The sequence below is a fragment of the Algoriphagus aurantiacus genome (genome assembly GCF_035156405.1).
Taxonomy (GTDB): Bacteria; Bacteroidota; Bacteroidia; order Cytophagales; family Cyclobacteriaceae; genus Algoriphagus; species Algoriphagus aurantiacus.
Genome location: NZ_JAXRUT010000021.1, coordinates 59,424 through 73,399, shown reverse-complemented (window position 1 = coordinate 73,399; position 13,976 = coordinate 59,424). Strand labels below are relative to the sequence as shown.

The 13,976-nt window shown below is 40.2% G+C and carries 15 protein-coding genes; 4 read left to right on the top strand and 11 right to left on the bottom strand.

What is annotated here, in order from left to right:
• Positions 1-5: 5 nt before the first annotated feature.
• The 4 genes from SYJ56_RS18870 (at position 6) to SYJ56_RS18855 (ending at position 3,889) form a co-directional block, all read left to right on the top strand.
• Complete coding sequence (locus SYJ56_RS18870) at positions 6-1,448, top strand: hypothetical protein (protein WP_323836849.1); 1,443 nt, start codon at positions 6-8, stop codon at positions 1,446-1,448.
• 61 nt (positions 1,449-1,509) lie between these two features.
• A complete protein-coding gene (locus tag SYJ56_RS18865) occupies positions 1,510-2,253 on the top strand; it encodes an RraA family protein (RefSeq protein ID WP_323836847.1) in 744 nt (247 codons plus the stop codon).
• 13 nt (positions 2,254-2,266) lie between these two features.
• Complete coding sequence (locus SYJ56_RS18860) at positions 2,267-3,235, top strand: mannonate dehydratase (protein WP_323836845.1); 969 nt, start codon at positions 2,267-2,269, stop codon at positions 3,233-3,235.
• Positions 3,236-3,493: 258 nt separating this feature from the next.
• Complete coding sequence (locus SYJ56_RS18855) at positions 3,494-3,889, top strand: hypothetical protein (RefSeq protein WP_323836843.1); 396 nt, start codon at positions 3,494-3,496, stop codon at positions 3,887-3,889.
• 516 nt (positions 3,890-4,405) lie between these two features.
• Here the strand turns inward: SYJ56_RS18855 and SYJ56_RS18850 are convergent.
• The 11 genes from SYJ56_RS18850 to SYJ56_RS18810 all read right to left on the bottom strand — a co-directional run bounded on the left by SYJ56_RS18850 (position 4,406) and on the right by SYJ56_RS18810 (position 13,941).
• Positions 4,406-5,689 carry a type II toxin-antitoxin system HipA family toxin gene (locus tag SYJ56_RS18850; protein WP_323836841.1) on the bottom strand — a complete coding sequence of 428 codons (1,284 nt, stop codon included), beginning with the start codon at positions 5,687-5,689 and terminating at the stop codon, positions 4,406-4,408.
• Entirely contained in the window at positions 5,689-5,910 is a 222-nt protein-coding gene (locus tag SYJ56_RS18845) for a helix-turn-helix transcriptional regulator (RefSeq protein ID WP_323836839.1), read from the bottom strand. The genes SYJ56_RS18850 and SYJ56_RS18845 overlap by 1 nt, the downstream gene beginning before the upstream one ends.
• 821 nt (positions 5,911-6,731) lie before the next feature.
• Positions 6,732-7,010 carry a transposase gene (locus SYJ56_RS25965; RefSeq protein WP_416377815.1) on the bottom strand — a complete coding sequence of 93 codons (279 nt, stop codon included), beginning with the start codon at positions 7,008-7,010 and terminating at the stop codon, positions 6,732-6,734.
• 6 nt (positions 7,011-7,016) lie between these two features.
• Complete coding sequence (locus SYJ56_RS25960) at positions 7,017-7,295, bottom strand: hypothetical protein (protein WP_416377817.1); 279 nt, start codon at positions 7,293-7,295, stop codon at positions 7,017-7,019.
• A gap of 86 nt (positions 7,296-7,381) precedes the next feature.
• Positions 7,382-7,669, bottom strand: a complete 288-nt coding sequence (locus tag SYJ56_RS26075) for a transposase (protein WP_465038396.1) — start codon at positions 7,667-7,669, stop codon at positions 7,382-7,384.
• 427 nt (positions 7,670-8,096) lie between these two features.
• A complete protein-coding gene (locus SYJ56_RS18835; RefSeq protein ID WP_323836837.1) occupies positions 8,097-9,161 on the bottom strand; it encodes a DUF3137 domain-containing protein in 1,065 nt (354 codons plus the stop codon).
• A 7-nt stretch (positions 9,162-9,168) separates the two neighbouring features.
• On the bottom strand, positions 9,169-9,975 hold the full coding sequence (locus SYJ56_RS18830) for a DUF1266 domain-containing protein (RefSeq protein ID WP_323836835.1): 807 nt from the start codon (positions 9,973-9,975) through the stop codon (positions 9,169-9,171).
• A 6-nt stretch (positions 9,976-9,981) separates the two neighbouring features.
• On the bottom strand, positions 9,982-10,539 hold the full coding sequence (locus tag SYJ56_RS18825; protein ID WP_323836833.1) for a LemA family protein: 558 nt from the start codon (positions 10,537-10,539) through the stop codon (positions 9,982-9,984).
• 57 nt (positions 10,540-10,596) lie between these two features.
• On the bottom strand, positions 10,597-11,952 hold the full coding sequence (locus tag SYJ56_RS18820; protein ID WP_323836831.1) for a PA3715 family protein: 1,356 nt from the start codon (positions 11,950-11,952) through the stop codon (positions 10,597-10,599).
• A 28-nt stretch (positions 11,953-11,980) separates the two neighbouring features.
• Entirely contained in the window at positions 11,981-12,301 is a 321-nt protein-coding gene (locus SYJ56_RS18815) for a hypothetical protein (protein WP_323836829.1), read from the bottom strand.
• Positions 12,302-12,345: 44 nt separating this feature from the next.
• Entirely contained in the window at positions 12,346-13,941 is a 1,596-nt protein-coding gene (locus tag SYJ56_RS18810) for a hypothetical protein (protein ID WP_323836827.1), read from the bottom strand.
• Positions 13,942-13,976 lie beyond the last annotated feature (35 nt).

Sequence of the window (13,976 nt, the reverse complement as noted above, 5' to 3'; positions counted from 1 at the left end):
GTTTAATGAAAAGCTTAATAATTACATTAATTCCCTGTTTTGTTTTCCTCTTCGGATTTCACTCCTTTGCTCAGACGACAAGTCCTTATGGATTTACTAAAATTGGTGAAATCAGGCCTAGAAATGCAGATGAAATTGAAGCTTCCAATTGGCTTTTGGGCTGTGAAACAATGGATAGAGACTTCGCTGATTATGATACATACAAAGAATATTTGAATCCATTAGGTATCAAAAGATTACGACTTCAGGGAAGATGGGCGAAAACTGAGAAAGTCAAAGGTCAATACAATTGGGAATGGCTAGATCATATTGTCAATGATGTGACATCTCGTGGTCTAGAACCTTGGATACAGTTTTCCTACGGAAATGAAATATATGAAGGCGGTGGAGGAATCAATTTAGCAGCGGGTGTTCCACATTCTGAAGATGTGCTTGCCGCATGGGATCGTTGGGTTGCTGCTATGGTGATTAGGTACAAAGACAAAGTGATAAACTGGGAAATTTGGAACGAGCCAAATTTTGGGGATAATCTTGAAAACACAGTAGGGATAGCCGCTGCTTCAAATATTCGAACCATCAAGATCGTAAAGCGAATTCAACCTGACGCGAAGGCCTCGGGATTGGCTTTGGGGCATATTGATTTGGAGTATGCGGGTATTTTTTTCAAAGTAGTGCATGAGTCAGGAATGCTTGGAGTGATGGATAACATCACATATAATAACTATATCTATAGTCATTATTCCAACTATCCCAAAGTGATGGAAATGAAGAAGATTTTGGAACAATATTCTACCAAGATTACACTGAGACAAGGAGAAAATGGAGATCCTTCTTTCGGTGGGACAGGGAGGGGAGCAATTGGTGATCATGACTGGACAGAGCTTTCCCAAGCTAAATTGGATACCCGGCGGATGCTGGGAGATTTGGGTCATGGTATTGAAAGCAGTGTTTTTTCCATTATTGATATGGCCTATAACAGTGGCCCTATAAAGAGACTGAACGTGAAAGGTCTACTCATGTCTGATTCTACCAAAAAGGTAATCCGCCCAAAAATGGCTTATTATGCGGTTCAGAATATTACGGCCGTTTTTGACAATTCCCTAGAGCTTGTCATAGATGCAAAAGATTCACTTAACTCAAAATATATTTCTGAAGATGCGGTGAAGGTGGTTTTTAACCATAGTCCAGACAGAAATTTTGCTGCTTACGGATACAAACATCGGCAAACAGGCCAGCAAGTATTTACCATTTGGGAAAACAAGTCTGTTCCCAATAATTCCACAGAAAAGCGACTGTCAACTTTAACTTTTGGCAATGCGAAATTTGATAAACCTGTATATGTTGATATGATCACAGGCGAAGTTTTTGATATTCCCGCAACCAATGGACTAAAGAAGGCGAGCAGTTTATCATCCGTAACATACCTATCTATGATGGGCCTATTTTGATAGCAGACAAAAGTCTATTCCCGATCAAACAGTAAATGAAATTTTAAAAAATTAAGCTAATATGAGTGTAGAAAACTATAAAAAAGAGGTCGGGATGATGAATCTCGAGAAATTGATTGAAGCAAGGGAGGTTGTTTCAAAAGTCAGTTTCCCTATTTCGGATGAGAAACTTTTGAGCCGCTTTGAGAAGATCTATACAGGAGCAATAAATGATGTGCTAAGGGAGTTTACCTATTTAAATCAAGCGTTACCTATTCGTATCAAAGCTCTACGTGAATATCATACGATTGCTGGCTTTGCTTTTACAGTCAAAAGCTCCAGTAGTACCAGAGTCAGTGGGGAAATGGAGTTTAGAACAAAAATGCTGGATGAAATGCAGCCCAATGCTTTTGTGATCTATGATACCAGTGGTGATGAGGAGTCCACATCCTGGGGCGGTGTAATGACTGCTACTGCCAAAGGAAAGGGAGTAAAAGCTGCTTGTGTCGACGGTGGAATCCGCGATACACATCAGATTTTGGAGGCGGATTTTCCTGTTTTTTATAAGTATAAATCTTCTAATGGAAGTTTGGGACGATGCTTGATTACCGATTATCAGGTTCCTATTCAGATAGACAAATGTTTTATCAAACCAGGAGACGTCATTATGGGTGATGTAGACGGGGTTTTGGCTGTGCCTCGAGAAGTAGCTTATGAAGTACTACTGAGAGCTGAAGAAATAAAAGAAAACGAAAAGAAGATTTTTGGATGGGTGAAAGAAGGTCAGAGCGCCAAGTCTATTTCGGATAAAGGAGGATACTTTTAGAATGATATTCTCCATGCTATTACCAGCCAAATATGATGAGAGAAAGTGGGCCTTGGCAAAGCAGATAGGCGTCAATCATGCCATTACCAAAGCAGTTTCAGACCTTTCGGGACTGTCTGATCCTTCTGATTTTGATTCGCTAAGGAAAATTACAGAACAGTTTAAGCAGAAGGGGTTTTCTTTAATAGGCTTAGAGGGTGATCAATTTGATATGCAACCGATCAAACTTGGCTTGCCTGAAAGAGATCAAACTATAGAGAAATATATTCAGTTGCTTCGAAATATGGGAAAATTGGAGATTCAACTGCTTTGTTACAACTTCATGGCAACGATTGGTTGGTTTAGAACACGAGTGGATGTATCCGAAAGGGGAGGAGCACAGGTAAGCGGTTTTTATCACGAAGATGTCCTAAATCAATTGGTGTCCGAAGAACTTCGTGTTAGTGAAGTCCAACTTTGGGATAATTTGTTTTACTTTCTTGAAGCCGTTTTGCCGGAAGCAAAAGCCGCGGGTGTGAATATGGCCTTGCACCCAGATGATCCGCCGATAAGTCCCCTGAAAGGAGTTTGTAGAATTTTGACGAGTGCTGCCTCTTTTGAAAAAGTATGGAAACGCTTTCCAATAGAAAGTAATAAAATCACCTTTTGTCAAGCTTCCTTTCTTATGATGGGGGAGGATATTTCTAGACTAGCCGAAAAGTGGCTAGACCAGGGACGAATCTCATTTCTCCATATCAGAGATGTGGAAGGTGACAAGTATAATTTCAGAGAGACTTTCCATGACAATGGCCCAACAGATATGGTTGAAATGTTTAAAATCTATAAAAAATATAACTTTGATGGACCTATACGTCCAGATCATGCTCCCGCAATGTACGGTGAAACACAGGGGGCTTTTAGGGGGAATACTTCGGTTGGTTATGAAATCACTGGGAAAATCTTTGCAATAGGCTATTTGAAGGGGATCTATGAATCGGTTTAATTTTTTCGAATTGGGATTTTAGTTTTCTTATTCCATTGGAGGGTCTGTCGAATTGGCGGAGCTGGCGATACAGAAGTCGAACTATTTTGAGGAGGATTTGGAGCTTTTGGGAAGATTGTTTAAATCTCTTTAGGACATAACTTTACAATGGTGAAGTAAGAGGTTCTGGTCATCATCCGCCCGATAGCTTATAGGAAGACAAAAAACTCCCGATTACTCTACAGAGATCCTGCCTACATTATCTGCACCGATCCAGAAATGGACCTGGCTACTCTGCTGCAAGCATACCTTTGGAAATGGGAGATAGAAGTCAACTTCAAAGAAGAAAAAACTATAATGGGATGTGGTCAAGCCCAGGTGAGAACGAAGGAAGCGTGCGCCAAAGCTCCCGCCTTTGTAGCAGCGACCTATTCATTGCTAATCCTAGCTTCACAAACTGCCAAAAAACAAGTTCTTCCAAGACCAAAATGGTACAAAATCCAAAAATCAGTTCGAGTAACTACAGGAGATATTCTTAATCAATTCAGAGCAATGAACTGGGCATACAACGCAAAAATCAATTTCTCCGACTTCGTGAATATCCAGAAAAAATTACAAAGCCTTAAAAAATCAGATAATCCAACACTAGCAGCGTTGTTTTACGCTAGAAATTAGCCAAACTTCAGCCTATGGACTTTAAGTCCATAGTGGTTTAGTCAAAAAAGCCGCTCTATGTACTGGGTAGCTATGGCCGGGATTGCGGTATAGTTAGCAGCTTAGAATGGAGTTATTGATTGAGTGGATCCTTCTTCTCAGTGAAAAAATAAGGTTGATTTCCTTTCTGGAGAGTGTTACTGCTTTTGCATTGGTTTATAAGTAGTTAAATCCTTTTAAGGGAATAGTTTGAAAGGGTTTACAGCTGGTTTTTATTGGAGTAGAAAAATCAAGATTGCAAGATTGCAAGTTTTTGGTATAAACAGTTGGGGTATGGGGATAGCTCGCATTGCGTGATATCAAATTCTTCGGGAATGGAGCAAATTAGCGGGGTTATGCTATGGAGTCACTTTTTTGGTGGAAGCTAACCACCTGGAGTAAATGATGCTTTTAAGATGATTGTGAGAAGAAAGGAGTATGATAGGTTTATTTATTAGTAGTTCCTGGCTGGTTCAGCTCGTTTTTTAACCCACACCATTACTCTTGAATCAGTGTAGTAAAATCATTTTTAATCCTATTGATAATGAGTTCTGGTATGCCTAGCTCGACAGCTTTCTCGATCCAAAAAGGTATTATCGATTGTATTTCAAGAATAATCTGTCTATAGTTTTTAATCGTAAATTGATTTGCGACTGCCTGAACATCGGCAAAGGTGATGTCGTTTTTTTTACCATTGACCGAAAGGACCCGGTAACTCTTTTTAAAATTTATCAGCGGGTTAAGCGAGTAGGTGATGTCATAGGCTGGCGCTAGATTCCAGCTGTCCTGCAGGTCGTCATAGATAAGACTTTGGTTCTTGAAGTGGTCGTCTTTGTTGCAGAATATAATATTAAATACCATCCTTTTGAAGAGTTGTACGGATTCTGCATGAGGAATATGTAGGAATGGCAGTAACCTGAAGAGGTTCTCATAGGAGGTCTGTGGCGAGGTGGTATCCGTATAGTCCCAACCAGTCAGGCCTGTTATGGTAAGTACATGCTTCTTTTCTCCATTAACCCTGTCGAATCGTTTGGTTGCGAAATGCTTTCCTTCGATCATTTTGGAGTCCATCATTTCGATCCCTGCTTTGGTTGCAGAAAGATAATAGCTGTATTCAATCAACTCCCTGTTGTAGGGCACTTCGTCCAGGTTGAGTTTGACAAGGTAATGAGTGTATTCATCCGAATAATTAATGTCTCCTGGTATGATTTTTCCGTCCTTCTTATGTTCGGAAATCAGAATTTTTGGACGTGCACCTCCGGCTGAGGAACCAATTTTAAATACGGTCAGCAAGGACTCATGATCTAGGTTTATGGCTACTGTTCTTTCTTTGGTATCCATTACTTTTTTCAACACCTCGACAATATCATCGATAACGATAGTGGCGTTTTTCGGTATTTCCTTTTTTGGCCTGAATTCCAATGCACCCATACCTCGATTGGCTACATAAGCCAATTGTTCCAATACTGTTATTTTTGCAAAATCACTTCGGGTACTTTCCAGCCATTCTTTAAAAATGATGTTGCCGAACATATCAGGTAGGGAATCTGCTATCATCGGTGGTAAGCTTCTGAAGGTGTTGCTTGTATATCCCCTGAATACCTGGGTTGGAGAAATTCTTTGGATAATTCCCATCTGGGGAGGGAATAGATTTTTCATTTTTCCTGATTCCAGGAAGGATTCGCTGTACTGGAAATAGGAGATACCTCGGTTTTCGTCAAAGCCCAACCTGCCAATTTCCTGCCCAAAGCAGTATACGGTTATGAGTTCATTTTTAGGCATTAGTATAAAGAGTCCAGGTTATCATATTCTTCCGATTTTTCTTTAATGTATTTATTGAAACTTTCCAGCTGGTTAAAATGCTGGAGAATCAGCAGCAGCGTATCGATATTGAAGTTTTTGCCTGCCTCCACATTTTGTATTGTAATTCTGGAGAGGCTCAACTTTTCTGCAAGTTCATCCTGGGACAAGCCTTTTGACTTACGCATTTTGCGCAAAAGCATACCTGTTTCCTTTTTTATATCTTCAATATTGTTAAATGAGAACGTAAACATAATGGTATAAAATGCATATTAAGATATGCAATTTTAGTAAAATATGCGCTAAATGCATAGTATAATATTCTTTTTATTTAGATTGTAAAAATTTATCCATTTTGCATAGTATACTATTCAAAATGGATAATAATATGATTTTTGAATATTATAGTATGCAAAAAATGATTACTTGTTAAAAAGGTAATTTGCCTAAGCCAAAATTGAATTTCCAACCTGACTAATTGTCAATGAAGTAGGGTATCCAGCCATGTGCTCCTTATCTAGTCTAGCCTTTGACTGAAAGAGGATATAGGCCTGGTAATGAATAACAATCTTTCGGTTTACTCTGAAAAATTCCCTGCCCGGTAATCTCCTATCCAGGTCATCCAGCGTCTCATTGAGATTAAATTTTGATTCTTCGGAAGTAACTAGGGGAGGAGGATAGTTTTTGTTTCCTGCTGGACAAAGAGCATCTCCTTGGAAGCAGGTGGGTGGTTGTTCCTTTTCCTGCTTAGAGACCGTTGCAAAAGAAAAGTCTTGAAAAAAACCATCGTTTTTTTGTTTTTTTTCGCCCGCTTTCTGTTTTTTTATGTTGTCAAAAACCAATCATATTTCTTGTAAAGGCTCCTTTTGAGCCTTTTTACCTGTCTACTTTATTGTTTTTATCAGTCTGGACACAACTATCCCAGGGGACCTGTAAAGGTTGTAGGCGATGGCTTCCATCAGATTCTAGGTATGCATTTTCAGAATCCCCTTATATCTGGCACAGGTAGAATTAAACCATCTGTTTATCCCCCCCCCCCGAATGTCCGCTCTACCTTAAGCCTGGTTTTGCCGATCAGTCGGTTCCTGAGTTTTTCACGTTCTGTCAGTGGCTGTCCTTTTTTGGCTTTATGAAGGATTCTGCTTTTTAAGTTTTTGCTCTTCACCAGCTCTTCGTTCTTGGCTGAGCGATAACCCTTGTCCGCATAAATATGGATGTTTTCCGGCAGGTCCGCTGTAGCCAGCACCTCTTCCAGATTGGCTATCTCGTTTACATTTGCCGGAGTGGTGAGTACCCCGAGCACCAGTCCTTATGTATCGGTCACGTGGTGTTTCTTATAGCCATACCGCGTTTTCCCTGCTTTCTTTATCCACCTGGCTTCGCTGTCCACACCGGGATGTTGCTTCTTGACAAGCATCTGTACCTGCAGTTCTTCCTCCTGTTCCTCCGGGCCACTTTCCTGCCCACGGTCAGTGGCTATCTCATAGGTGGTTTTTCCTTTGGGTTTCAAGGAGTTATCTATGATGCTGGCATCCACAATAGCACCGGTCTTTACTAGTATCCTGTGCTTTTCCAGCTGTTTGTTCATTGCCTTGAAAAGCTTTTCATAGACCCCTTTTTTGGTGAGTTCTGTCCTGAAGCGGCTGATTACGCTATGGTCGGGGACAGGATTGTCTAGCTGATGCCGACAAAACGGCTGAAGGAAATACTGTCATTTACCCGGTCCTCGACCTCATAGTCGCTCAGTCCATACCAGGTCTGCAGCAGGGTCATCTTAAAAAGGACGATCCCTTCATAAGATGGACGGCCTGTGGCGCTTTCGCCTTTTTGGTAATGTTTGTTGATGAAATTGGAAACCGGACGCCAATCAATCAGCTGGTTGATCTGGTTGAAGAATTCCTGTTTGATTTTTCTCTTTTGAACTAAATAATCCGAAAAGCCAAGTTTCTGTTCGTTTTTCATACCATAAAATACATAAAACCATTCAAAAAACATAGATAAAAACACGCCTAAATATCTACAAATAAACTACATAAAAGAATTTTATCCTTGCAACGGTCTCAAGGAAATGATGAAATCCCCCGAAGTGTAAAGCTGTTGATATTTCCATTGGAACCAGAAGTGGGCTGCCCTATAATAGTAGCAGTTTCGTAATTCATTGTTCCGCAAAAAACAAAAAAGATTATGGAAACCTCCGAAAGAAAAATTGATGGTTCTATGTAGCTGAGAGTAAAAAATTTGTTAAAATCGGACTATCCACAACCAAAGGATGTGGCTTTAACCCCGATTTTTGCTAAGCACCACAAATTTTTCTCAACCGCATATGCGTTTCGGGCAAAGCCCCACAAGAACATGACCACGCCCAAAGGACGTGGATTTTTGAGTTACATTAAACGGAAAGCCTAAGGTCTTTTGCAATGTTTAATGCAGTCTCAATTTCACTGGTCAACTCTTCAACTACTGATAAACTATTCAAATTTTCAGAGGTAAAAGAGAACAACCCATTTTCATTTTTTACAGCCAAATACATTTGCCTATCCTGAAAAGATAGGAAAATTGGGCGGTTGAATTTGGACTTCAATGCTGATATTCTTTCCATCAAGGCAGTTGATATCACATATCGGGCTTCCACCTGGTCTGTACCATAGACAATAAACTCTTCGGTGAATCTAGGGTCCTCCAAGTGGACCTGCTCTTCATCCCTAAAATTGAAACTGGCCCATCTATCTATTTTGATATTCTGATTTCTGGGAATCACCACGGTATGGCCAATTAGTTTTTTCTGAAACCTTAGCCAGCAAAACATGCCCCTGAAGGAGTAATTCAAACTGTCTTTGGGTACATTGCTGAGCAAGTTTTTAACTATGTATTGATAAAGTGCCACCAGCATATTCAGGAGCGGTATCTGTAATAATACATCTGTGGCTGTGTTGGATAGGTTTTTTTCGAGTATTCCAATATCAGCTAGGTTGATTTCTGAAGTTTTGGATTTACTCCTTAGCTGGCCAAAACTGACTACGTGGCTATCTTTATCGACCCAGGCAAAAAGGTTACTGTTTAGAATTTCCTTTTTGGGAGCATTGGCTCCCTGGGTGAATTCCAATTCGGGAAATAGTCTTTGGGCCATTTTGGCCATGGTATTGTTTTCAGCTATTTTGAGTTTTTGAAATATCCTGACAAAATAAAAGGAAGAAACATAGATCAATACCATCAACCCCATGAATAAATACATCTGGGTATAAGGCTTGGATGGGCTTGGCAGAATTTGTGAAAAGGGAATGGCAAGAGCTGGGAAATAATAACCTCCCAACATCAGTAACATCCCTAGAAAATAAATTCCGGTGATGCCCCACATGATTTTAAGAAATAATAGGGTTCGTTTCCGCTGCAGATGAATATCAATCAGGGATTTTTGAACTTCGGAGAAGGTCTCTCGGATGAGTAGGGGTTCCATAAGCTGCTTAAGACCAATTAATGTTATTCCAAGGGCTGGATTCGGATTCCAACGCTTGTTTGTAGAGATGCAAAATTTCCTCTGTGTAATTATTATGGTCATCCCTCATATCCATTTCCAATCCCAGTGCGAAACTTTTTCCGAATTCTTCCCATGAGGAGAAATTGCTCTTTGCCAATTGTTTGGCAAAGTCAATGACTTTCCAAGCATCTTCCTCTGAAATTAGTTTAGCAGTGAAGGCTTTTCTTGCCTGACCTACCAAAATGGCTGCATCATATCCTGACACTCCAAGGTCCATTTCTGAATCAAAGGTGAGAATCCCTTTTTCCTTAAGTTTTTCCAAAGATTCCTCCGTGCTTAATAGCCTTAAATAACGTTGGGCCTGCTCATTGTTACCAAATTTTTGATTCACGACTTCGGCCCAGTTTTCTTCCGGTTCGGTCTGAATCATCTGATGGATAAAATCAAAATAAAAGCGCCGACCTTCCTTCATGAAATACTCTGCAAGATTCCAATAATCGGTTTGCGTATCTATTCCCCAACCTTTCATATAGGGTTGAATAGCCTTTGCATCCAGGAACCTGAGGGTGTTGGTGTCCGCACCCCACCATTCTGCAATAGGAGTATATAGAGCAAGGGAGAAAAGTTGCTCTTTATTAAGTTGGCTATCTGATGATTTCTTGAATTTTGCTTTTTGATGGGTAGGTTTATCGAATTCAGCTTTACCGATCTTAAAGTATTTATAAGCATAGGAGGCAATGCCCAAGGCAAGGATTACATACCCGTACCAAGGCAGGTTTTCAAATAGTTGCATAGTGTTTTAATTTAAAAGTTGATTAAGATTTACTTCTTTTTGTTCTGCTTTGGGAATTTCCAACAAGGGCTCTTGACTATCTTTTCGAATGCTGGCAATCAGGTTAGCGGGAAACATCTGGATTTGATTATTGTATTGGACTACCGCCGCATTAAAGGCTCTTCGGGCTGCGGAAATTTGATCTTCCATATCTGAAAGCTCATACTGCAAATTGATAAACTGCCGGTCGGCCTTCAGTTCCGGATAGCTTTCCATATTCACTGATAGCCCGCCTATTAGCTTTGTCAGTTGGTTGGAAGCTTCAATGTTTTCTTTAGGATCTTCTGCCTTTTCTACCTGACTTCGTAGCTGGGTCACCTGAAGCAAAATTTCCTTTTCGTGGGCCATATACCTATTGAGCATCGCTGCCAAGTTGGGGAGTAGGTCAAACCTTTTTTTAAGGTAGATTTCAATACTGCCGTAAGCTTGGGATACCGTGTTTTTTTTGGCAATGATCCGGTTGTTGGTCAGTATGCCGATCAGAAGGATCAAAAGCAATACTGCTGGGATGATGTAGATTTCCATGATGTGGTTTTATTAGTTCATTTTAGGTTTTTGATTTTGGATTCAGATTACAAGTCGTTACTGTTTGACTGGGGATTGCAGGTATTCCTGGCCGTTGAATGTTAAGGTTGTAGTTAGGTTAGAAATCTTTTCTGTGGAATCACACTCCCCGTCTTCATCTTCTTGGTTTCTGGTCTGGGTAAGCATTCTTTTCACCAATAGGTCATAATAACCGTGGGTCTGTTCGTTAGATAAGATGAAAATGCTTTTTGTGTCGAAAAACTCTCCTGTACAGTCCCCATTCCACTCTCCGGAAAAAGTCGATACAGGGAAATTGGAAAGGATTTTTTTGAGGCGATCTCCTGATTTGATAAAGAGTGAAAGTGTTTCATTAGTGTAAGGATTTACTCTTGACATGCCTCGGTAGGAAACCCGAATCCCAAAAGCTCTTAGCTTATCACTGACTCGATACGGGGCGGTATCCAGGCTTATATCCTGTAGCCCAATCGCATCCGAAACCCATTGATTGGAAGTTGCAGGTTCGAAAAAGTGGTGCGTGACAGCTCCCGTAGTGGGATTTGCTAATACGATATGGCTGTTGAGTGAAAAATATTGTTCTCCTTCCTCAACAATTTCAGGGATCACTAGGATTAACTCATTGCTTTTCTGGGGATTGGCCTTTGATCTAATTAAGTCGCTTTTAACAGCCAAAGGGTCAAGCTTGAGTTCTTCCAATACGGACAAAACCAACGGGTATTCCTCGATTACCTCACTTAGTTTTTTTGTGCTAACTTCCTCAATCATCCCATCAGGAAGGATCCTGAACTCTTTCTCTTCTATTTCTTTGATTAGATCCCAAGTAATCAGCTGGGTTGTGATTTTGTTTTCACTTATTCTGGAACCTATCTGGGTTATTTCCTCAGCGATTTCGTCATAAGCAATGGGTAAATGGGCAATGATTTTGCCATTCAGATTGTAGTTGATCAGGGTGGTCTCCAGTTCATGAGCCCCGATTCTAACCGTGACGACTGCTGTGTAAAAGTTTGTAGACAAGGTTAACCTGTAAGCATAAATGACATAATACTTCGAGTTCTTATTTTGGATTTCCGGATATATTTCTTCAAGTTTTAATGCGTGTTCATCAATTTCTACCAGATCGTCCTCATCGATAAAACTGTCAAAGTTTGTCCTGTCTATATGTGGTAGGTTTCTGGTTTTAAGGCCTGAAATATATTGCTGAAAGCGGGAGAGGGTGTCTTTTGTGTGGATAGCAGAAGCTGCGTCTTCAATCAAAGGACGTTGTTCAGCGTTTCCTGATTCTTTTTTTTGGTAAGAGGAGATCAACAGAATTAAACCCAAAATAAGGATGGAAGTAGCGGGCTTTTGCATTTGATTAGTATTGGTTTTTAAGGGATTTGGCTTTCTCACTTTCATGGCTACTTATTTTTACTTTCTTTGGACTTTAAATTAGATCCAGAGTTTTTTCCAACAGATAATGAATCATACCCACCATCACCGTGAGGGCTAGTAAGGATACTATCCGTACTGGTAATTGAGGCAGGAATGACTTGAGATGTGACTTTAACAGGGTAGTATCAACCAGGAGGAATAGAATGAAAACTATACTACCTATGATGAAGCCTACCCGGGTAAGGGCAAAAAAGTAGATTTCATTACCTACAATTGTAATCAGGCTGTCAGGTTCCAGTGGCGGTCCCAGAATCAGATACATGTAGTATATACCTAAAGTCACCGAAGCAATGAACCAGAGGGTATATTCCAAAAGGATTTTTGTTAACCTTTTGATTGATATGTTTTTTCCCTTATTCATAAAAAGACACAAGAATTACTGCGTTCCCCTTCCTCTGGAATCGGCTTGAGTTTGATATATAAATCCGGATCCGATAAATCTAAATCCTGCAGCACTTCGCAAACCTGTATTGCTGCATCTGCTTGATTGCCTGATCTTTCCCTATAAACCGTTTTGGATAAGATCCACTGGTCCTGTTTAAATGTGATATAGAATTCAGCCTGAGAGAATCCACGGTCAGGAAATGCGGTGAGGACAATAATCCCCTCTTGGTGAGCCTTGATATCCACAATTTGATTGCCCCCGTCTTGCGAGAAATTGCTAGTTTTTAGGGCAAATTCATAGTTTCCGCTCTTCTTGACAAAGAGCAGTAGTTCATCTCCCTGATAGGGGACCGCACTCACTACCTTGTCCAGGATCATGTCCTTATTTATATCAATATCCCGGATAAAGAAATGCTCATTTTCAAGGTAATTTTTTAAGTCTTCCTTCATCGGTTCATTATGATCCCAATCCTGAATCTCATGGGCAAATAAATCATTGACAATATGCATTTTGTGGTTGTTCAGCCCTTCGGTAAATTCAAAATCAACCTGTGGATGCGGCCCATCAAAGAGAAAAAAGAGGACTGATTTTGCTTCATCGAATTCCAATTCATTGATCAAGTTGTATCGCTGTGATTGTTTGATGTAGTCCATAGCTTGATCCTGAAAATGATTGACGGCATCAGCTTGCCATTTTCCGTTTTTGGCAATGGCGATAAGCTTGCTGTCAAACTTTTGGTAATCCGGTTCTTTGATTAATTGAAAAAAATAGGTGATGTAGTTGGTGGATTGCTGGTAAAGTTTTTCTGGTTTGTCCTGGTCTTCATTCCATCCAAAAAAGCCCTTGAATTCGCTAAAGTTTGATGGGAAGAGTTTTAAAAATTGCAGTTCATCTTGATTGGTAAATGCATTTTGCAATTCTCGGATCTTATGAAGTTCGGTTACGTTTTCATGGGTGTCCTGCTTTTTCCTTAATGGGGAGTCAGGGAAGATTTGATGTAGGGTATCTGTTTTCATCAATTGACCTTCATTGAAATAACTGAGTTCTCCACAGGGACTGTTTGTGTCATTGTTGCAGTTGAGGAATTGAAATGAAGCCAAAAGTTGCTTGCTGTACATTCCTAAATCCTCTACCACAAAACCACCCAGGTCTTCTTCGTTTTCAAGGAAATAGGAAGTTCCTGCATCGGCAAAAAGGTTGATGCTCCAACTCCTGGTATACTCATAAAATTTTATGGAATAGTCAGTGGCTAGTGTGCTGACCTCATGCTCAGGTAGATTCTTTCGGAGGTGCTCAAGTGTTTTTTCCTGAATAGCCTGATGTAATCCCCCTTTTGCCTTACTGGGATCTTTTATCAGATACAGTTCCGGGTATACCTGGGATTGGATAAACTCCATTTTTTCAAAGAACAGTTGGTGTATGCTAATGCCCAAAACCAAAACGATGGCAAGACTTAGAAAAACCACGTACCGGAGCTTTTCCTTAACTATCCATCTAAGAAAGCTATAGGCAAGGTATAAGATGAAACCAAGCAGGCCTACCAAGAATACAATAAGGATTATTTCCATGGTTTTAGGTTTAGTAAGGTTCCCATGTAATTTAA